This window comes from Pseudoalteromonas lipolytica (assembly GCF_900116435.1).
GTDB lineage: Bacteria > Pseudomonadota > Gammaproteobacteria > Enterobacterales > Alteromonadaceae > Pseudoalteromonas > Pseudoalteromonas lipolytica.
Genome location: NZ_FPAZ01000005.1, coordinates 180,634 through 200,933, shown reverse-complemented (window position 1 = coordinate 200,933; position 20,300 = coordinate 180,634). Strand labels below are relative to the sequence as shown.

Annotated in this window: 15 protein-coding genes; 7 read left to right on the top strand and 8 right to left on the bottom strand. The window is 42.6% G+C overall.

Features of this window, described 5'->3' with window-relative positions:
• Positions 1-75 precede the first annotated feature (75 nt).
• A complete protein-coding gene (locus BM378_RS06780; protein WP_036970833.1) occupies positions 76-675 on the top strand; it encodes a TIGR04211 family SH3 domain-containing protein in 600 nt (199 codons plus the stop codon).
• Between the two features lie 110 nt (positions 676-785).
• On the opposite strand, the gene BM378_RS06775 is transcribed toward BM378_RS06780, so the two are convergent.
• Entirely contained in the window at positions 786-1,268 is a 483-nt protein-coding gene (locus BM378_RS06775) for a winged helix-turn-helix transcriptional regulator (RefSeq protein WP_036970835.1), read from the bottom strand.
• Between the two features lie 166 nt (positions 1,269-1,434).
• Here BM378_RS06775 and putA point away from each other — a divergent pair, with 166 nt between their 5' ends.
• Both putA and BM378_RS06765 read left to right on the top strand, forming a co-directional pair.
• Complete coding sequence (gene putA / locus BM378_RS06770) at positions 1,435-5,238, top strand: bifunctional proline dehydrogenase/L-glutamate gamma-semialdehyde dehydrogenase PutA (RefSeq protein WP_036970837.1); 3,804 nt, start codon at positions 1,435-1,437, stop codon at positions 5,236-5,238.
• A 225-nt stretch (positions 5,239-5,463) separates the two neighbouring features.
• On the top strand, positions 5,464-6,672 hold the full coding sequence (locus BM378_RS06765) for a cyclic di-GMP phosphodiesterase (RefSeq protein WP_036970838.1): 1,209 nt from the start codon (positions 5,464-5,466) through the stop codon (positions 6,670-6,672).
• A 25-nt stretch (positions 6,673-6,697) separates the two neighbouring features.
• On the opposite strand, the gene BM378_RS06760 is transcribed toward BM378_RS06765, so the two are convergent.
• Positions 6,698-7,777, bottom strand: coding sequence for a general secretion pathway protein GspB (locus BM378_RS06760; RefSeq protein WP_036970841.1), 1,080 nt, complete (start codon positions 7,775-7,777; stop codon positions 6,698-6,700).
• 13 nt (positions 7,778-7,790) lie between these two features.
• A complete protein-coding gene (locus BM378_RS06755; RefSeq protein WP_036970843.1) occupies positions 7,791-8,711 on the bottom strand; it encodes an ExeA family protein in 921 nt (306 codons plus the stop codon).
• Positions 8,712-8,906: 195 nt separating this feature from the next.
• Here BM378_RS06755 and BM378_RS06750 point away from each other — a divergent pair, with 195 nt between their 5' ends.
• Positions 8,907-10,016, top strand: a complete 1,110-nt coding sequence (locus BM378_RS06750; RefSeq protein ID WP_065978028.1) for a tRNA nucleotidyltransferase/poly(A) polymerase-related protein — start codon at positions 8,907-8,909, stop codon at positions 10,014-10,016.
• On the opposite strand, the gene BM378_RS06745 is transcribed toward BM378_RS06750, so the two are convergent.
• From BM378_RS06745 to BM378_RS06730, 4 genes are all read right to left on the bottom strand, one after another.
• On the bottom strand, positions 10,004-10,465 hold the full coding sequence (locus BM378_RS06745) for an Lcl C-terminal domain-containing protein (RefSeq protein ID WP_227006851.1): 462 nt from the start codon (positions 10,463-10,465) through the stop codon (positions 10,004-10,006). The genes BM378_RS06750 and BM378_RS06745 overlap by 13 nt on opposite strands.
• Before the next feature lie 61 nt (positions 10,466-10,526).
• The gene (locus tag BM378_RS06740) at positions 10,527-12,203 is read right to left on the bottom strand and encodes an Lcl C-terminal domain-containing protein (protein WP_074988864.1); all 1,677 of its coding nucleotides are present in this window, start codon (positions 12,201-12,203) and stop codon (positions 10,527-10,529) included.
• Positions 12,204-12,292: 89 nt separating this feature from the next.
• Positions 12,293-12,625 carry a hypothetical protein gene (locus BM378_RS06735; protein WP_074988863.1) on the bottom strand — a complete coding sequence of 111 codons (333 nt, stop codon included), beginning with the start codon at positions 12,623-12,625 and terminating at the stop codon, positions 12,293-12,295.
• A 23-nt stretch (positions 12,626-12,648) separates the two neighbouring features.
• A complete protein-coding gene (locus tag BM378_RS06730; protein WP_074988862.1) occupies positions 12,649-13,365 on the bottom strand; it encodes a DUF2982 domain-containing protein in 717 nt (238 codons plus the stop codon).
• A 241-nt stretch (positions 13,366-13,606) separates the two neighbouring features.
• On the opposite strand from BM378_RS06730, the gene BM378_RS06725 reads away from it, so the two are divergent.
• The 3 genes from BM378_RS06725 to msrA all read left to right on the top strand — a co-directional run bounded on the left by BM378_RS06725 (position 13,607) and on the right by msrA (position 18,380).
• A complete protein-coding gene (locus BM378_RS06725) occupies positions 13,607-14,659 on the top strand; it encodes an efflux RND transporter periplasmic adaptor subunit (RefSeq protein WP_036971758.1) in 1,053 nt (350 codons plus the stop codon).
• Between the two features lie 3 nt (positions 14,660-14,662).
• Positions 14,663-17,761 (top strand): efflux RND transporter permease subunit, encoded by a 3,099-nt coding sequence (locus BM378_RS06720; protein WP_065978026.1) that lies wholly within the window; start codon positions 14,663-14,665, stop codon positions 17,759-17,761.
• Positions 17,762-17,846: 85 nt separating this feature from the next.
• Positions 17,847-18,380: a peptide-methionine (S)-S-oxide reductase MsrA gene (gene msrA, locus BM378_RS06715; RefSeq protein ID WP_036970858.1), complete on the top strand. Its 534-nt coding sequence runs from the start codon at positions 17,847-17,849 to the stop codon at positions 18,378-18,380.
• A gap of 60 nt (positions 18,381-18,440) precedes the next feature.
• Here msrA and BM378_RS06710 read toward each other — a convergent pair whose 3' ends face one another.
• Positions 18,441-20,294 carry a TonB-dependent receptor domain-containing protein gene (locus BM378_RS06710; RefSeq protein ID WP_036970860.1) on the bottom strand — a complete coding sequence of 618 codons (1,854 nt, stop codon included), beginning with the start codon at positions 20,292-20,294 and terminating at the stop codon, positions 18,441-18,443.
• Positions 20,295-20,300 lie beyond the last annotated feature (6 nt).

Here is a 20,300-nt window from a genome sequence, read left to right as displayed (position 1 = left end):
CCCTACTATCTCTATACATTACGTATTTAAAAATTTGACCATTTTTGGGCAAGGTTACATTAACAAGGTAGATTGATGTTAAAACAGTGTATTTTTGGGCTGCTCTTATCAGCCGCCACTTTCATTAGCTATGCAGAAGAAGCGCCTACAAGCGACAACGGAAACACCGCATACATAGTCGACAACCTCTATACCTTTATGCATTCAGGCCCGAGTAAAAACTACCGTATTTTGGGGTCAGTTGATGCAGGTACTCAAATTACCTTGTTATCAGAAGAAGATAATGGTTATTTTAAAATTCGCGACGACAAAGACCGCGAAGGCTGGGTAGAAACGAAGTTTATCAGCGAAAACGCCGGTATCCATCAGCAATTTCAAGCTCTGAATAACGACATGACCTTGATGCAAGAGCAATTACGCCAAGCAGAAATTGAACTACCGCAATTACAAGAACAAAACAGAACCCTCACTGAGCAAAACCAAGCGCTAAGCGAACAAATTGAAAAACTAAAAAGTACCATAGAATCTGAGCGCAACGTGAAACAATTAGCCAGTGCCAAAGAAAAACGCCAACTATTAACATACGGCGGTGCTATTGCATTTATTGGTTTATTACTTGGTATTATTTTAACGATTATGCTTTCACGCCGAAAACGTTATGATGGTTGGGCGTAATAATAGCAACCCGCAATAATAGTTAATCATTTTTAGGGATTGATTAAGCGAGTGGGTATAACCCAGCAAAAAATCTTCATAAAAAAAGCACCGTTTGGTGCTTTTTTTGTTTAGATATCGAATCTTAAACCGCTATCTTGTTTTATCTTTTCGATCACCATATAGGTGTGGTGCGTACCAACACCGGGAATATCAACCAAATCACCCAAAACTTGGCGATATTCGTCCATATCAGAGACTCGCACTTTTAATAGGTAATCGTATCCGCCTGCCACCATGTCGCACTCGACCACTTGTGGAATATTTAAAATATATTCTCTGAACACTTTAAACACTGAGGTATTTGAGGTCACTAACGACACTTGCACATGAGCCAACAAACTTTGATTAAGCTTGGCTTCGCTTAACTTTGCATAATACCCCTCAATGTAGCCCTCTTGCTCTAAGCGCTTAACACGGTCAAGGCATGGACTCGGACTCAAATTGACCTGTTTTGCCAGGTTTACGTTCGATATTCTGCCATTTTTTTGCAGAGCGTCTAAAATTGCTAAATCGATACGATCTAACATGCGTAATCTATTCGGGTTAGTCATAACAGAATTTTATGCGGCTAAGTTAACGGTATGCCCTGTAAATTATCGTAAATCGAAAAATATAACCAGCATATTCTGCTGGATTTTAATTAGAATGCACGGATTATATCAATGGTAAGAAATACTTTTAGTTTATTTCTAGACTCCACATACCAGAGGGTTACATATGCTATTTAATGGCGATTTGACAACTGAATGTCCAATTAGACAAAAGATCCGCGACTTTTACCGTATAGATGAAAATGCGGTTATCGATCACATTTTGCCTTTGGCTGAAGTAGGCGTTAAAGCCCGTAGCCGAGCGTGGGAACGTGCTCGTCAAATGGTTTTAAATATCCGTCGCGACCAAGATGGTCAAAGCGGTGTCGATGCACTGTTAAACGAATTCTCACTATCGAGTGAAGAAGGCGTTGTTTTAATGTGTTTAGCAGAAGCATTACTACGTGTTCCAGATAAGGCAACGCAAGACTCGCTTATCCGTGACAAGCTTGCCAAGGGTGATTGGAGTTCGCATTTAGGTAGCAGTGACTCTTTATTCGTAAACGCCTCATCTTGGGGTCTGTTAGTAACGGGTAAAATGGTTAACTACAGCGACAAATCTAAAGAGCAACAATTTGGTGTGCTTAAGAAAACCATTGGTCGTTTAGGTGAACCGGTTATTCGTAAATCTGTGAACTTCGCGATGAAGATCATGGGTAAGCAGTTCGTAATGGGTCGTACCATTGACGAAGCAATTGAACGTGCTGCTGATAAAGAACAAAAAGGCTACGTATACTCATACGATATGCTAGGTGAAGGCGCGCGCACCATGAAAGATGCTGAGCGTTATTTCCAAAGCTACATGACAGCCATTCATGCAATTGGTAAAGCTGCAAATGGTCGCGGTCCAATAAAGAGCCCGGGTATTTCAGTGAAAATTTCTGCGATTCATCCACGTTACGAGTTCACGCATCGTGAACGTGTTATGGCTGAAATCGTACCAAAACTAAAAGAACTTGCACTTGCAGCTAAAAGCTACGATATCGGCTTTACGGTTGATGCTGAAGAAGCTGACCGTTTAGATATCTCTTTAGATATTATCGAAGCGGTATTCAGTGATGAAGAATTGGGTAACTGGCAAGGTTTCGGTTTAGCAGTTCAAGCCTACCAAAAACGCGCTATTTTCGTTGTTGAGTGGGTTGCAGACCTTGCACGCCGTGTTGGCCGCAAATTAATGGTTCGTCTTGTAAAAGGCGCATACTGGGATACCGAAATCAAAACCACACAACAAGATGGTTTAGATCACTACCCTGTATTTACCCGTAAAGCGACTACCGACGTATCATACAAAGCCTGTGCGATTAAACTGCTTGAAGCACGCGATGTTCTGTATCCGCAATTTGCAACACACAATGCTTATACAGCAGCGACGATTTTAGAAGTTGCAAAAGGCGATCACGAAGGCTTCGAATTCCAACGTTTACACGGTATGGGTGAATCACTGTTCGACCAAATCGTTGAACAAGAAAAAATTCAGTGTCGTGTATACGCACCCGTAGGTCAGCATGAAGACTTACTTGCATACTTAGTACGTCGTTTATTAGAAAACGGCGCTAACTCATCGTTTGTTAACGCGATTGTTGATACCACTCAACCAGTTGAAGCACTGTTACCTGACCCAGTTGAAACACTGCAAGGGCTGCGTAATAAGTACAACACGCAAATCAAGATGCCTATCGATTTATACGGTGACGAGCGAGCGAACTCAAAAGGCATGGATTTAACTGACATCAATGCCATTACACCATTTAAAGAAAACCTAGACACCTGGTTTGCAGAAAATCGCATTGAGTTAAATGATGTACCAGAAGGTTCAATTGCAGTTAAAAACCCTGCGAACCACAAAGAAATCATTGGTCATGTGAAACTACAATCATCTGACGAGATGACTGCGCTTCTTGAAAATGCTGAAAAAGCGTTTGAATCATGGTCACAAACACCGGTTAAAGAACGCGCTAACTTACTTCGCCGCATCGCTGATATTTTAGAGCGTCACCACGATGAACTCGTCGCTCTTTGTATTAAAGAAGCGGGTAAAGTGGCGCAAGATGGCATTGATGAAGTGCGTGAAGCCGTTGATTTCTGCCGTTATTACGCTGCTCGTGCTGAAGAGTTATCTGAAGATGAGCGTTTTGAAGCGCGTGGCGTGATCTTATGTATCAGCCCATGGAACTTCCCGCTTGCTATCTTCTTAGGCCAAGTTGCTGCTGCTATCGTAACGGGTAACACGGTGATTGCAAAACCAGCTGAGCAAACAAGTTTAATTGCGCTTCGTACAATTGACCTTATGTTATCTGTTGGCTTACCTGAGCATGTTGTACAACCTGTTATTGCACGTGGTAGCGAAGTAGGTAAGACAATTGTACCTGATGAGCGTATTCAAGCTGTGATGTTCACAGGTTCAACTGAAACAGGCACAATCATCTCGCAAACACTGGCTGCACGTAACGACATTCAAGTGCCGTTAATTGCAGAAACAGGTGGTCAAAACTGTATGATCGTTGACTCAACAGCGCTTCCTGAGCAAGTTGTTGATGATGTGATCAGCTCTGGCTTCCAAAGTGCAGGTCAACGTTGTTCTGCATTACGTGTTTTATTCTTACAAGAAGATATTGCTGATGGCATCATTGAGATGATCAAAGGCGCATTAAAAGAGCTTCATGTTGGCGACCCTTCATTACTTTCGACTGACATTGGTCCTGTAATTGACGAAAAAGCACTGAAAAACTTAAACGAACACGTTGAATACTTAAAAGGTAATGCAACACTTCATTACGAGTGTGCTATTCCTGATAACAACGAAAATGGCGCTTATTTCTTCGCACCGCGTTTATATGAAATTAAAGACCTTTCAGTACTTAAACGCGAAGTATTTGGTCCATGTGTGCACATTATTCGTTTCAAAGGCTCAGAGCTTGATAATGTGATTGATCAAATCAATGGCACAGGCTTCGGTCTAACAATGGGTATTCACTCACGTATTGAAGAGCGTTGTGAATACTTAGCAAAAATGTCTCGTGCAGGTAATGTGTACGTAAACCGTAACATGATTGGTGCAATTGTTGGTGTGCAACCATTTGGTGGTCGTGGCCTTTCAGGTACTGGCCCTAAAGCAGGTGGTCCTAACTACTTACAACGTCTTGTGAAAGAAAAAGCGTCACCTGATAACGTACAAATGACGAACCTATCACCTGATGAGCTAGACACTCACCATTATTCAGGTGCGGCTGAGCAAGTTGCTAAGCTAATGGAAAACTCATTACGCGATGAAAAAATCTGGCGTGCAACACCGTTAAACGACCGCGTTTCTGCGGTACGTCAGTTGTTAGCAAAAGTCGCTACTGTCGAAATTATCGACGAGCTTGCTGATGACTTAGCATTAACATTAGCCGATGCACGTGCGCAGCTTAACCGCCTTGAAAAGCACATGCGTAAACACACTGTATTACCTGGACCAACAGGTGAATCTAATACGCTTCACCTTGAGCCTCGTGGTTGTGTTGTGTGTTATGCCGATAAGAGTACTTCATTTAACTTCTGGGCGATTTCAATTATCACAGCACTTGCTGCGGGTAATACTGTCATCACCGTTGCATCTGAACTGTTCTACGAAGAAGCGGTTGCTTTCAAAGACAAGTTTATTTCAACAGGTATCGCCGAAGGTGTATTCCAAGTTGCTAAGCCTAACCAGTTACAAGCTATCTTGGCACACCCTCACCTTGCCGGTGCGGTTGTAGCAGCTCGCTCATCACGTTTAGGCTATTTCAGCCAACAGTTAGCACAACGTAAAGGGGCGATTCTGCCAGTGATTAGCTCTGAGTACTACGATACGCTAATCAAGCGCTTACTGACTGAAAAAACAATCAGTATCGATACAACAGCGTCAGGTGGTAATACATCACTGATGACGCTTGTTGAAGATGATGAGTAAACAGCGCATAAAAGTTAACTAACTTTGCTGTTATAAAATCTAAAAGCCCCTGTACCTAACAGGGGCTTTTTTATACCCAGATAAAATAGTCTAACATTAAGAAAAACAACCACTTTATAGACGAAAAGCTGCACCAATTTCAAAATTATCACCTTTATTATTATTTACTAGAAGACAAATTATCTGCTAGGTTAAAGGTAATGTATTTAACTTGAAGTAAAGGCCTTGAAAACTCTCCCTATTAATCAACTTAAGCCCGGTATGTTTGTACAAAGCGTTACAAAACAGACAGGCAAAATCCGCATTAAAAACCAAGGATGGGTGAAGACTCAGGGAGGTATCGATAAACTAGCTAAAGCGGGTATCTTAGAAGTCGTTATCGACCCCGATAAAACGCTCACAATGAGCAGTGACAATAAAGTGGAAGAGCAGCAAAACACTTCGCCGCCAGAGCCGCAAACCGTCGCCCATAACCCCTGGCATACATCGCATAGCGTGTCTGCAGAAATGGCCAAAGCGAATAGTTTATACAACGAAGCAAAATCACTCCAAAGCAAAGCATTTAATGATATTCGTACTGGTAATAAAATTGATATTGCGCCATTTCAAGAATTGGCCAGTGGCTTTATGGACTCCGTTTTCCGTAATCAAGATGCCCTTGCCTGCATTACCAGAATGCGCGAAAAAGACGCCTATTTACTCGAACACTCAATTAACGTTTCAATTCTTATTAGCATTTTTGCCAAACACTTAGGCATCGATAAAAGCATCATTCAAGAAATAGCGACAGGTGCCCTACTGCATGATATTGGCAAAATAAAAATACCTGATGAAATACTCAATAAGCCAGGTAAGTTAACAGACGAAGAATATCAAATCATTCAAGACCATGCCCGTTTCAGCAAAGAAATATTAGAACAATCAGGCCTCAGTGGCATCGCAGTTGAAATTGCGGGTTTCCATCATGAGCGATTAGATGGCAGCGGCTACCCATTCGGTAAGCATGGTGATGAATTAAGCCTGTACGTTCGTATGGCGTCGATTGTTGATGTATATGACGCACTCACCGCAGAGCGAGTCTATAAAGCCGGTATGGAGCCAATTAAAGCATTTAAAATTCTAAAAGATGGCTGCCCAGATAGTTTTGATGGCGACCTTGTGACGAAATTTATTCAATGTATCGGTATTCACCCTGTCGGCACCTTGGTGAAACTTGAAAGCCAAAAGCTTGCCGTGGTTACACGAAGTAACCCAAGCAGCCCATTAAAACCCGTGGTAAAAGTGTTTTATAACGCCAAGCATGCACACTATACCGAAGTGCAAGATATTGATTTAGCAAATAACCGTTGTCACGATAGCTTAGAAGCAGCAGTCAGACCCAATGACTTTAATGTCGATCTGATCCGCTTCTTCAAAAACTCAATTTTGCCATAACCACTATTTTTAAATATAAGACTGGCTACTCAGGCCAGTCTTGCAGTGCTTTTAACGTAAACTCGTAACCGTCGTAACTAAATAAACTTTGCTCAGGTGTGATTTCTATCACATTGAGTACGCCAATATTATCGCCTTCATACAATTCACGACCATTTATCTTTATCCAACGTTTAGAGGCTTCAGAGGCATAAATGTGCGCCTGATACTTAATTGTTGGGATCAAGCTTTGCAGCGAGTCAGGCAGCAGTTCGACAGGCTCTGCGTATGATGAGTTTTTAGTACTGCGCGTTATATCAGCCACATGCTTATTATCGACATCTTGGACTGCTCTCTCGAAGGCACTTTTTAAGTTATTAGGCACGTCGTTAAATTCGTCATCAACCACGGTTTGGTTGACTTGCGATGGGCTTTGATCATTTAGCGGCTTACCCAGCACCTTGTATTTGCTCATGTCAATGTCTCGACTGCTCATTTGCTGCGGTGTCATTTGTTGCATTTGCATTGGCTGCGAAAATTGCGGTTGCTGAGGCTGATAAATTGGCTGATTTTGATACACAGGCTGTTGATAAACAGGTTGCCCTTGATAACCTTGATTAGCATAAACAGGCACGGTATTAACGGGTACTTGCACCCATTGATATTGCTGCCCTTGCACAGGAACTTGCTGCATCATTTGCTGCTGAGGTGCGACTGTAACAGGCACTTGGCCCACATTATTCGCAGTATTGTTAACAGGCAGATTGGCCTGTGTATTGGCAGCTTGCGGAACGGCTGTTGCGGGTGCCTGTTCTTTTACAGGTACATTATTTGTATCTGTTGTCGCTAAAGTCTCTGTCGCTTGTGAAGAATTTTGTGTCTCTTCAGCACTGTTACTAGTAACTTGCTTTTGCGCAAAAGGTTCATTTTTTTGCAGCCATTTACCAATAGAGAAGCCTGCCATCAGCGTTAAAATAACCGCTAGTAATAACCCAAACGAAAAGGCAAGACGGCGATAACGGGTTAATTCTTGTTGTTGTTTAAGCTGCAGAGCAGCGTGGTCATGATCAATCGCTGTTTGCTCGTGTTGACCAGATTGTTTAATTGCATCTAAAAGTAATGACATAAATGATCACTCGTTATATTAGGTAAGATAAACCAATACCCATACCCAATACGGCTAAAAATGAAACAGGATAAAGCCAAACATAACTTGGCTCTTTGTTAGCAGTTGACGAAATAGGCGCACTGCTTGGCGGTAAAGCTTCAACTGCTGAGCGCATGACAAGCTCACTATCAATGCTCAGCTTTTGCTGTGAAAAAGCCCCGACTAAGCAGCGCTCACACAATAAATTAATAAGCCTTGGCACCCCTTCTGTTACTTGGTAAATCGCTTTTAAGGCATCAGCAGAAAAGAGCGCTTGTTCAGTACCTGCTTTGAGTAAACGGTGTTTAACATAAGCAAATACTTGGCCTTCGCTAAGCGGTAATAAGTGGTAACGCGCCGTAATACGTTGAGCAAGTTGTCTAAGTTCGGTGCGTTTTAATAGCTCTTGTAGCTCAGGCTGCCCAACTAACACTATTTGTAGTAACTTTTTATGATCTGTTTCTATATTCGTCAATAAGCGTAATTGCTCAAGCACATCGGGAGCCAGCAATTGTGCTTCATCGATAATTAAGATGGTATGACCGCCTGCTAAATTATTCGCCTCAAGATGCTTTTTAATCACATCTGTTAAGGTTTTTAATGTGGCATTTTCGCTGTCATAGTCAATCTTAAGTTCGTCGCAAATACTGGCAAGCAATTCAAGTTGAGACAATGCCGGGTTGTGAATTTGTGCGACTTGCGTGTTTTCAGGTAACTGCTCTTGCAGACTTCTGGTTAATGTTGTTTTACCTGTTCCCACTTCGCCGGTTAAAAGTACAAAACCGCCGGCTTCACCTAGTCCATAAGTAAGGTGCGCTAAGGCCTCTTTATGACGCTCACTAAGAAATAAATATTCAGGATTAGGGGCAATCGAAAAAGGTTTTTCTGACAAGCCAAAATAGCTTAAATACACCGTGATGTTCCTTGCGTTTAAAATCACGGCCTATAATGGCAAAAAACTACGCGACTTAAAACCTTGTTCGTACGTTATACTAAAATTACTTTAAGATAAAAAACACGGCCCCGAATAAAGCGCCTATTTTTTGGAGTTTGGGTATCGCTGGCAAATAACGTAAAATACCGAAAAGGTAAAAATAATAGGTGTACTATGCAGGTTTATTTGGTCGGTGGCGCTGTAAGAGACGCACTGTTAGGTCGTGAAGTAAAAGAACGCGACTACGTTGTCGTAGGTGCAACTCCCGAGCAACTAATTAAACAAGGCTACCAACAAGTCGGCAAAGACTTTCCTGTTTTTTTGCACCCAAAAACAAAAGAAGAATATGCACTTGCCCGAACTGAGCGGAAACAAGGCCAAGGTTATACGGGATTTATCTGCGATTTCACGCCCGATGTCACTTTAGAACAAGACTTAATCCGCCGAGACCTAACTGTTAATGCGATAGCGCAAGCCGAAGATGGCACATTAGTTGACCCTTTTGGTGGGCAAAGCGATATCGAGAACCGTTTATTACGCCATGTTTCAGATGCGTTTTCTGAAGATCCGTTACGTATTTTACGAGTCGCCCGATTTGCTGCTCGTTATCATTACTTAGGCTTTTCTATTGCGCCAGAAACAGAACGTTTGCTTATTGCGATGGTAAAAGCAGGCGAGCTTGAAACACTCACAGCGGAACGAGTTTGGTTAGAATGCGAAAAATCTCTTAGTGATGGCGCATTTGCAGAGTTTTTAAATACTCTCTTTAAAATTGGAGGCTTACATGTGATCAGCCCCACGTTAGAATCACAGTGGAGTGATGCATTGTATCAAACGATGCAAGCGCGCTTTGATTATGCCAACAAGCACTCTATTACAGACACAGCATTACTTTTTAGCCAAGTGACACTCTCGCTAACAGAATCTGATATTCACACAATCGCACAGCAGATCCGTCTACCAAATGAAGTGCGTGATGTTGCTCTTAACACTGTTGCTCATCGTTCAATATTGACTGACAAGCAGCCGGATTGTGACGCACTGCTAGGCTGTTTTAACCGACTTGATTTATGGCGTCGTCCTGAGCGTTTAAACGCCGTACTCAAGGCGTTAGAAATAAGTGAACAAAAGCCAGTGGCATGTATAACACAACTACACCAAGTGACTGAACAGGCAAGCGCTGTCGATCCACAGCAATTTATCGCCCAAGGAATTAAAGGGGCCGACATAAAAACCGCGCTTGAAAACGCGCGGCTATCTATCATTAAAAATTATTTTTCATAACGTACGAGTCGCAGAAATACATCGGATTCTTTAGCGTGAAGACTGTTTATGCCTTTATCAAACTGATAAACCCAAGCAAGGTCTGTTCGCTCTTTTCCTGATGTGCTGCTCCAGTAATTTTGCAGCTTAGTAGCAAGAAAGACACTTTCGTTAATACTCGGCTGCACGCATCGATGCTCTAAAATGCTGGCTAACTCTTTTACATTAGGCACATGCCAATCAGAAAAACCGGCAAGACGCGTATTCTTTGCACCGCGTAATGCTTCACCCCAGGTTAGCTGCTGGCTGGTGCCTTCACATGTTGCCGTTGCACTATTATAAGTTTGTCCAAAGCTACAACGTTGCCACATTAAGCCTGTTTCTACATCACTTACCGTGCCATTTTCGTTAATGACAAAGCGGCTGTCTGGGGTCGTTTGCGTTACCGCATCGTAGCAAACCTGCGCCATAGCAAATGTAGGCTGTGTTGCCAGTAAGGCAACCGATGCATAGAAAGATAGTTTACGCATATTATTCTCCCGGTGTTCTTACTAAGCGGACAAAGGCGGTTTTCCCTTTCGGGTAGGCCAAGTCGTTTGCGCTACTCATATCAATGATATATGCCTGCGACAAACTGGTACCATCCACAGCGGTTTGTGATGTCCAATACGGCATAAACGGGTTGCCATCATCGCTTAGCTGAATATTGCTTGGCTGATTTGGAAAAAACTCACTGTTGAGTAAGCTTGCTTCACCTTGTTTAGCGTAATCCAGTATTCCCAGAAGTTCGGTATAGGTGGGAACACGCCAATTAGTGCCGCCGCAAAAATCAATCGCATTCACTTCATTCACATACGTTTGTAAACCACACGCAGTGTTACTTGGGCACGTTGAGTTTGCTGCACCTTGAACACTGCCCGTTTGTACCCCGTTATTACTATTTAAATACCACGTGTAATGATTTGTTGCTGCACGGTTAGTGGTTGCCGGTGGCAGTGTGGCACTTGCCGCTTTTACTTCCCAAATTAAGCCTGTCACGTTATCGCGTACACAACTAAAGTTTACTGCGTCGTCTGGCAGCTCATCCGCAAATTCATTTAATTTTGTAAAATCAAATGCCAAGTCACCTTGGCCTACTTTATCAAGTTGATTAGCAACACTGTCACGCCCTAAATCTGCATCTTGAGCTGGGAAGTTGTCACTTTTGCAGTTAATTTTTTGCGTGTTGTTATAGCAATCGCTCATGCCCGTATCATTTATAAGGCCGAGGGGTTTAGGGCTGATACCAATCACTACCGTATCTGTATCACTGCGCGATTTACTGTCGGTGACGGTAACCTCAAAACTAAGTTCTGTGTCGGTATCAACATCAGGGGCAATGAATGTGGTGATACATTGATTTTGATTTGCAAGGGTGACTATTTCACCCGTTAGTTGTTCCCAATAGCACTGCTTGGTTGCAGTCACAATTTCACTGTTACTTGCATCAAGCGTAACGGTATCAAACTCTATAACTTGCTGATCTTCCCCAGCGTTAGCAATGATTACTTCAAGGGTTTTATTAAGCGTAAATGACTGTTCAGAGCTTGCAGAGCCCCCTTCATCATCGGTCACTGTTAGTCGCCATGTCATTGGCGTGTTTGATTCTAGCAGCGGGTGAGTAAAGCTAATCGTTTGATTATTAAAGCTATCAACGGTTAAATCTGGGCCCGAAAGCTGAGTCCATAAATAACTGTCTATCGAACCATTTTCATCAATATCGACAGACTCTTCACCACTGAGCACAATAGTATCATTGTATTTTGAGGGCAGTTCTTGCGGTGCAGTTTGCGTGATCACGGCAACAGGCAGCTGGTTATTAGAGGTAATGAATATGCTTACTTCATCACTGACTAACTGACCATCACCCGTTTGATAATTAACTTTAAGTACGAGCTCTGAGTCTCGCTTAATATCAGGGGCAGTGAGAGTTTGCTCAGCACCTTCTGCTGGGAAACCCTCTACAACAGGGCCACTTACTCGTTGCCACGTAAATGTTCCATCAGCAGGCGAGCCCTTAGCCAATAATGTAAACTCGCTTTTTTCAATAATTTGCTGATCAGCTCCAGCATTAACTGTCGCAGCGATTGGTGTTGTGTCACTCGACCCACCGCCCCCACAGGCTGTGAGTGTCGTTAATGCAACAACTACAAGAGGCACTAATCTCATGTTTACCACCTTAAAATGCAACGTTGGCTTTATAACCAACGGCCAAATAAGAAGATAACTAGCAAGTAAAGTGCCAAGAACACCCTAAATTATAAGTAACTTTCTTGATGAATACGCACAAACAATTTAGTGCCAATTTTACTGTAATCTATCTTATATTCTCGGCCATCAAGGGCTTGAATGAACAATAGACGTTTTTCTTCTGCAAAAACATCAGGGCTGGTGATGTAAACCATTTCGAGGTAACGCTCTTTTGCTTCACGACGGTTTTTTGGCAGATCTTCTTTAAACGGTTCAAGACCATTTTGTGTCACTTTTATACGTGGGTGGTTTTCGCCATTCACAATTACTAAGTCGAGTTTTTTATCTTTATGAATAATTGTGTTTCGACCACTTTTAATAAAAGAACGTTCTTGACTCATAGCCTTTTCCTACTTACTGCCACCTAATTACTTACATCTTTCTGTAAACGAGTATTGATAAATTCACTAGGGTTTAATTTCCAACGATTCAAATCTGCACTGAATTGCCAAATATCAGTATCAAGTGCATTGGCAGGCAACAATAAATCGTACCCTGTCAATTGCCTCAAATGCTGCGTACGATTAGCAAACATGGCAATCAATCCTTTGTAAAGCTGACCACTAGGGGCAGTGTAGTCCGTCTCTTCAACTAACCATTCTGATGGGCAATTGCCATTTTTGCAATGTTTTTGAACAACTTGCATAAATATATGACGTTGTTCTATTAATAATCGCCCTGCAATTCGGGGGTGAATCTGAGTTAAAAATTCATCTATGTTATTGAGTTTAATACCAACTGCGTTTAACTCAAGGTATTCTAAGCCTTGTTCCACTTTTGGGACACCACTGTGGTGAAAGTTTTCTCGTTTTAATTGCCAATGCCCAACTTTATGATGATATATAAGCAACTGATTAGTATAGGTAAAGCTATAATAAGGCTCTTGTGTTTTAAAAAAGCCGACAAATATAGCAGCAAGGCAGCTACTGACTAAAAAAATTTCCACTATACTAATCTCACCGGGACGTAGCAGGTTAAACAGCATAATGAATACAAGCCCAATGCCTCCGACCAATAAAAACTCAATACCATGTCGCGAAGCCTGTGCCCGTACCTTTAAAATCGCGTTTTTGTTATCCATACACTGAAAAGTAAAAAATAAACATTACAATTGTGACCAAAACAATCTTTCTAAGCGTTAAACAATACGGACACTTGGTTTGTTTACTCATACTTACACCTCTCTTCTCATAACAATTAAGGAACAAATGCGCTGAACTTTTAACTTTTACGCCAAATGCACAAATATATGAGATACCTGACATACGGGGCACGTACTAATTTTGTACACTACACTCAACTAATTTTCTGGTAACACGATGATGTATTCGACACAATCTGGTAAAGCGCTTTTTCCTTTTATTATTACCCTTTTGCTAGGGTTATGTATTTATTTATATTTACCTTCAAGCCAAGGCGAGCAAAGCAACTTTGGAGACCGTTCAACCCAGGTTGTCGCACATACCGTCACGGCTGAAGAAAATGCCGTTTTAATCGAAGCGATAGGCAGCGCGCGCGCGAATCAAGCGATCTTCATTCGCAGTGCACAAAACGACTATGTGACTGATATATTTTTCAATGATGGCGATTTAGTAAGTAAAGGTCAAAAACTAGTTCAGTTACAAGCACAACAAGAAGAATTAGCAGTAAAAGAATTGAGTATCAATTTACGTGAAGAAAAACGCCAACTAGACCGCTTAACCGAACTATCACGTTCGCAAGCAACCGCTAAATCGTTACTTGAAGAGCAATTGTCTCGTGTAGATGCCACCGAAGCTCAGCTTGAAAGCGCCAAAACTAAACTGGCAGAAATGACCATTAAAGCGCCTTTTTCAGGCTTATTAGGTAAGCGTGAAATCTCGATAGGTACTTATGTTAATAGCACCACCAATATTACCACTCTCGATGATATCAGTATTATAAAAGTGGACTTTAAAGTTCCTGAAAAATACCTTGCGCAACTGCAGCTAGGCATGAAAGTCATGACTCAAAATGATGCTTACCCAGGAAAAACCTTTAACGGCAAAGTCACGCACATCAGCTCACGCATTGACTCGGTTACTCGCAGTGTTGAAGTGACTGCCAGTTTTACCAATTCAAGCGGTTTATTACGCCCTGGTATGCTGTTAAACACCGCATTACAACTGAGTTCAAACCAAGCACTCATGGTGCCTGAAAAAGCGGTAATCCCTCAGCAAGATAAACACTATGTATTCAAAATTGAAGACGGGGTTGCCAATAAAGTTGAAGTACATGTAGCGGGACGTCATAACGGGTGGGTTGCCATCGATAAGGGTCTAACAGATGGTCAACAAGTCGTGACTGAAGGCATTATCAAAATTCGCACTGGCAGCAAAGTTAGTATCAAGGGCTAAACCATGAAAATTACAGATACTAGCGTTAAACGTCCGGTCTTTGCGATCGTAATAAACTTACTGTTACTTACCTTTGGTCTCGTCGCTTTTTCGATGCTACCACTGCGTGAATACCCTGATATTGAAACCCCGATTGTGAGTGTAAGCACATCGTATACTGGGGCCAGTGCAGAAATTATTGAAACCAAAATAACCCAAGTGCTCGAAAATCGTATTTCGGGTATTGAAGGGATTAAAAGCATTAATTCGTCAAGCCGTAATGGCCGCTCAAACATCACTATTGAGTTTAATATCAGTCGCGATATCGATGCCGCATCAAACGATGTGCGTGAGCGTGTAGCACGTGCGCTTGATAGCCTACCAGAACAAGTACGCCCACCTGAGGTGTCAAAATCGAACAGCGATGAAAGTCCAATCGCTTGGTTTGTCCTTAATAGTTCGACAATGGATTCGTTGCAACTTTCTGACTACGCACAGCGTTTTATTGTCGACCGTTTAGCCGTAGTTGATGGTGTGTCGAATGTACGTGTCGGTGGTGAGCGTAAGTACGCCATGAAAATTTGGCTAAACCGCAAGGCCATGGCGGCGCGCGGGATTACCAGCAGCGATATCGAGAATACCTTACGCACAGAAAACGTTGAACTGCCCGCTGGTGAGATTGAATCGATTGACCGTGATTTTACTGTGCGTACAGCACGCAGCTATAAGGATCAACGCGACTTTAGAAACTTGGTTATTAAACGGGGCGACGACGGCTACTTAGTGCGCCTAGGTGAAGTGGCCGATGTGCATTTAGAAGCCGCTGACGACGAAAGTTTATTCCGTGGTAATGGCCGTAACATGATTGGTTTAGGCATTGTAAAACAAGCAAAAGCGAATACCCTTACTGTGGTAGACAATGCCCGCGCCGAACTTGAGAAAATAAAACGTAACCTACCTGAAGGCACCACGATTCAAGACAGCTACGACTCGTCAGTGTTCATCAAAGAATCGATTAACGAAGTGTACCGCACACTCGCTATTTCAATGGCCTTGGTTGTCTTAGTTATCTACTTATTCTTGGGGAGTATTCGCGCGACTTTAGTGCCCGCAGTTACTGTCCCTGTGGCACTCGTTGGTAGCTTTATGTTCTTGCTTGCCATGGGATACTCAATCAACTTGCTTACCCTACTCGCTTTAGTGTTAGCCATTGGTTTAGTGGTCGACGATGCCATTGTAATGCTTGAAAACATTCACCGCCGTATAGAGCTTGGTGAGCCACCTTTACTTGCTGCCTTTCGTGGGGCACGTGAAGTAGGCTTTGCCATTATTGCCACCACGCTGGTGCTTATTTCAGTGTTTGTGCCACTGGTCTTTATGGATGGCCGTATTGGCGCATTGTTCACAGAATTTGCTATGGCAGTGAGTGCGGCTGTGTTTTTCTCAAGTATTACCGCGCTAACCTTGTCACCAGCGTTGTGCTCAAAGGTACTTAAAGCCTCTGAAAAAGAAAGTAAATTTAGCCAATGGATGGATAAAACATTTGCCAAAATTGAACAGGCGTATCGTAATTCACTAGCATCAAACATGAGTCGAAAATGGAGCTTGTTGCTCACCATGATCATGACAGGCGTTGCCAGCTTCATGCTATTTCAGCAAATTCCTTCGGAACTGACGCCAAAAGAAGACCGCGGTACTTTCTTTATCATGATGAGCGGCCCTGAAGGGGCAAGTTACGAAAATAACGCCGCTAATATGGCTAAAATCGAAGAGCGTTTAATGCCATATTCAGAGTCTGGTGAGTTGAGCCGTGTGCTCATTCGTGTACCTGGCTGGGGCGGCCAAGGCGGTGTTGCAATCGTTGGTATGGCCGATTGGGATAAACGAAAACGCTCAACATGGGAAGTGATCGATGAAATTAGTGGAAAAATGCAAGAAGTGACCGACATTCGAGCCTTTGCTATTATGCGCAGTGGTATTGGTGGCGGTGGCTCATCACGCCCAATTGAATTCGTATTACAAGGTAACGATTACGACCAATTAGCCGATTGGCGTGACCGCATTATTAAGCGTGCTGAGAAAAACCCAGGCCTTGTGCGCATTGACCACGACTATAAAGAGACATTCCCACAGTTTTTAATCAATATCGATAAAAACAAAGCCGCTGATTTAGGCGTGTCTGTATCCGATGTAGGCCGCACTCTTGAAACCATGCTAGGTCAACGTCGAGTGACAACCTTTATCGACCGTGGTGAAGAGTACGACGTAATTCTAAAAGGGACCAAAGAAGACTTTGCTAACCCGACGGATATCTCAAATATCTACTTAAAATCACGTAGTGGTGAACTCGTGCCGCTAGATAGCCTCATTACGCTAAAAGAAGAAGCGACTGCATCACGTTTAAATCGCTACAACCGTATGCGTGCGATTACTCTTAGCGCCAACTTAGCTGATGGCTACACCTTAGAAGAAGCACTGAACTTTTTAAATCAGGTTGCCGCTGAAGAGAACGACATTGATGGCGCCATTGATTACAAAGGTGAGTCTCAGCTGTTTTACGAAGGTGCATCAGCGATGACCTATGTGTTCATCCTTGCGCTGACAGTGACGTTCTTAGTACTTGCAGCCCAGTTTGAAAGTTTTATTCACCCACTGGTGATCATGCTAACCGTGCCACTCGGTCTAGTTGGGGCCTTATTTGGTTTATGGTACACAGACTTAACGCTAAATATTTACAGCCAGATTGGTATTGTGATGCTAATAGGTTTAAGTGCTAAAAATGGTATCTTGATTGTTGAATTTGCAAACCAGCTACGAGATAAAGGCGTTGAGTTTAACGAAGCCATTACACAAGCCGCTACGCAGCGTTTACGTCCCATCATTATGACCTCATTAACAACCGTAATGAGCTCTGTACCGCTAGTACTCGCAAGTGGTCCGGGTGCAGAAAGCCGTATGGTAATTGGTGTTGTGGTATTCACCGGCGTAATTGTGGCAACCTTACTCACCTTGTTTGTTGTGCCCGCTGCGTATACTGCCTTTGCGCGTAATACACAGTCACCAGAGTACTTACAAAGTAAACTGGAACAGCAAGCGAAAGACAAACCGTTAGAAGAAATTTAGACGCTCTGTAGCTTTTAACAAAACGCCGTCTTTACGGCGTTTTGTTTTTTCAGCTATAGTCAGCAAAACAGTGAGGGAGTAAAACATGAATAACAACATACAAATAGCCACATTGGGTGGTGGCTGCTTTTGGTGTATTGATGCCGCATTCAGACGCGTCAAAGGCGTATTAAATGTAAGCTCTGGTTATGCTGGCGGCGAGATTGAAAACCCCAGTTATCAGCAGATTTGTACGGGGTTAACCGGACACGCCGAGGTCGTACAACTGGACTTTGATAGCAGCATTATTAGCTACAATACCTTACTTGAAATGTTTTTTACGCTGCACGATGCGACACAATTAAACCGCCAAGGTAATGATGTTGGCACACAGTACCGCAGTGTCATTTATTATCATGATGAACAGCAAAAAGATGAAGCAGAGGCGATGATAGCAGCCTTACAAAAACAAATTCGTGAGCCGATTGTCACCGAGCTGAGCCCGCTTACACACTTTTACCCAGCAGAGCAATACCATCAAGATTACTATAACGAAAACCCGAACCAAGGTTATTGCAGTATTCTTATTGCCCCTAAACTTGAAAAGTTCGCTCGTTATTACGCCGATAAATTAAAATGAAAAAAGCCCGCTAAGTAGGTAGCGAGCTTTTAGACGCAGAACTAATAATTTCCTTTATTATTAGAACTGATAACGGGCACCTACAAATAAGCGACGCTCTGGCGTATTGTAGTAATAAAATTCGTCGTTGATGAAATCACCATCGAGATCTTTCCCATACGCATCAACGGCGTTATATTCTCTATCGAATAGATTTTCTACGCGAAGTGACACGGTCAGGTTATCGGTTGCTTGGTAATGGCCCACAAGGTTCCATAACGTGTATGAAGGTAAGTGTGTCAGTTTGCCATCTCGATCACCGCGATATTGCATATCAATACCAGCATCAAAGTCGCCCCATGCTTTATGTAATGACCAATTCACGCTGTGTTTAGATACATAGGTCAATGCATTACCTGTTTCAGTATCCTCTGCTGATAGGTAGGTAAAATTGAAGCTGTGATCAAAACCTAGCACTTGGTTTTTAAAGCTAAATTCAACCCCTTCGTGGCGAGCTTGATTGATATTCGTTGGTTGCCAAGCGCCGGATGCATTTGGTGCCCAGGCAATTTTGTTATCTATTTCACTGCGGAAAATAGCGATATCTAGGCTGATATCATTCACATTAAGTGATAAACCTAACTCTTGGTTATCTGATGTTTCAGGATTGAGTTCTGGGTTACCAGAGCCGGGATAATACAGATCATTAAAGGTTGGTGACTTAAAGCCGGTGCTTTGGCTTAAGCGGAATGTCGCGATATCATTTAGATGATAACCGACCGCTGCCGTATAGGTTGTTTCGTCACCAAATTGTTGGTCATCATCTTGTCGTACAGTCAGATTTGCCAGCACGTGCTCATCATCGTAGTAAGCCCCAACAAACGCAGCGAATACCTCACGACTGTCTTTTAGATAAGTGCCAGAATTAGTATTTACTTCATCTTTATACCAGTTTAAACCACCGCTAATTGTTAAACTTTGATTTAAAAAATATTGGCCGTTGTAATCGATTTGCTCACGTTCTGTCTCAAACTTATCAACCACCGTTGCACCGGTGTAGTCGATACGCGAGTCATCTGAACTGTCGCTAGAGATTGCAATATCAATCGCATGGGCGTGTTTTTCGAATGCTTTTTTCCAACCTAATGAAGCTTGGTAGTTTTCGAACTCACCTTTTTCTACTGTACTATCAGCAGGACTAAAAGAGCTATCGTATTGCGCTTCACCTTCTGAGTACTGACCCTGTAATAAAAGCTCCCCTAGTCGCTCATTTTGATAACCTAGGTTAAAACCAAGGTTTTTATTTTCATAGCCATCTTCATCAGGCGCTACACCTTGTAATACATCAAAGCCGTCTGTTTTTTCGTAACCTGCATTAACAGAAATATCGACGTCTGCAATCTGACCACCAGTAGCCACTTGGTACTCTTGGTAAGAATCTGAACCAAAGGTGACATCCAAAGTGGTATTTTGTGCTTTACGAGTAATAATATTGATCACACCCGCTAACGCATCTGAGCCATACACAGCAGCACGAGAACCCTTAATGACCTCAACGCGTTCAATACTGTTTAACGGAATATTGCTAATACTTTTATAGCCCAGCGTTGCCGAACCTGTGCGTACACCATCAATTAAAATAAGCGTATGACGTGAGCTGGCACCCCGAAGTGAAACACCTGAACTTTGCCCAAAACCACCATTAGCATTAATTTGGAAACCGGCTTGTGTTGCCAGTAAACTAGGTAAGTCGCGAACATAGCTTGCATCGATATCAGCACGGTCAATGACTGTAACGCTCGCTAAGACTTCATTAATAGATTGTTCGAATTTATTGGCAGTCACTGTGATGTGCTCGATTGATTGCTCATCCGCAGACACAGAAAAAGACAACGCAGCAGCAACCGCTACGCCTAACGTAGATTTATTTAGCATGATATC

What these genes read in the sequence shown, in the direction of transcription:
- BM378_RS06735 (WP_074988863.1), bottom strand. Translation starts at nt 12,625, where the DNA reads ATGAGTCAAGAACGTTCTTTTATTAAAAGTGGTCGAAACACAATTATT.
- BM378_RS06710 (WP_036970860.1), bottom strand. Translation starts at nt 20,294, where the DNA reads ATGCTAAATAAATCTACGTTAGGCGTAGCGGTTGCTGCTGCGTTGTCT.
- BM378_RS06730 (WP_074988862.1), bottom strand. Translation starts at nt 13,365, where the DNA reads ATGGATAACAAAAACGCGATTTTAAAGGTACGGGCACAGGCTTCGCGA.
- BM378_RS06725 (WP_036971758.1), top strand. Translation starts at nt 13,607, where the DNA reads ATGTATTCGACACAATCTGGTAAAGCGCTTTTTCCTTTTATTATTACC.
- putA (WP_036970837.1), top strand. Translation starts at nt 1,435, where the DNA reads ATGCTATTTAATGGCGATTTGACAACTGAATGTCCAATTAGACAAAAG.
- BM378_RS06760 (WP_036970841.1), bottom strand. Translation starts at nt 7,777, where the DNA reads ATGTCATTACTTTTAGATGCAATTAAACAATCTGGTCAACACGAGCAA.
- BM378_RS06750 (WP_065978028.1), top strand. Translation starts at nt 8,907, where the DNA reads ATGCAGGTTTATTTGGTCGGTGGCGCTGTAAGAGACGCACTGTTAGGT.
- msrA (WP_036970858.1), top strand. Translation starts at nt 17,847, where the DNA reads ATGAATAACAACATACAAATAGCCACATTGGGTGGTGGCTGCTTTTGG.
- BM378_RS06745 (WP_227006851.1), bottom strand. Translation starts at nt 10,465, where the DNA reads ATGGCGCAGGTTTGCTACGATGCGGTAACGCAAACGACCCCAGACAGC.
- BM378_RS06740 (WP_074988864.1), bottom strand. Translation starts at nt 12,203, where the DNA reads ATGAGATTAGTGCCTCTTGTAGTTGTTGCATTAACGACACTCACAGCC.
- BM378_RS06775 (WP_036970835.1), bottom strand. Translation starts at nt 1,268, where the DNA reads ATGACTAACCCGAATAGATTACGCATGTTAGATCGTATCGATTTAGCA.
- BM378_RS06780 (WP_036970833.1), top strand. Translation starts at nt 76, where the DNA reads ATGTTAAAACAGTGTATTTTTGGGCTGCTCTTATCAGCCGCCACTTTC.
- BM378_RS06720 (WP_065978026.1), top strand. Translation starts at nt 14,663, where the DNA reads ATGAAAATTACAGATACTAGCGTTAAACGTCCGGTCTTTGCGATCGTA.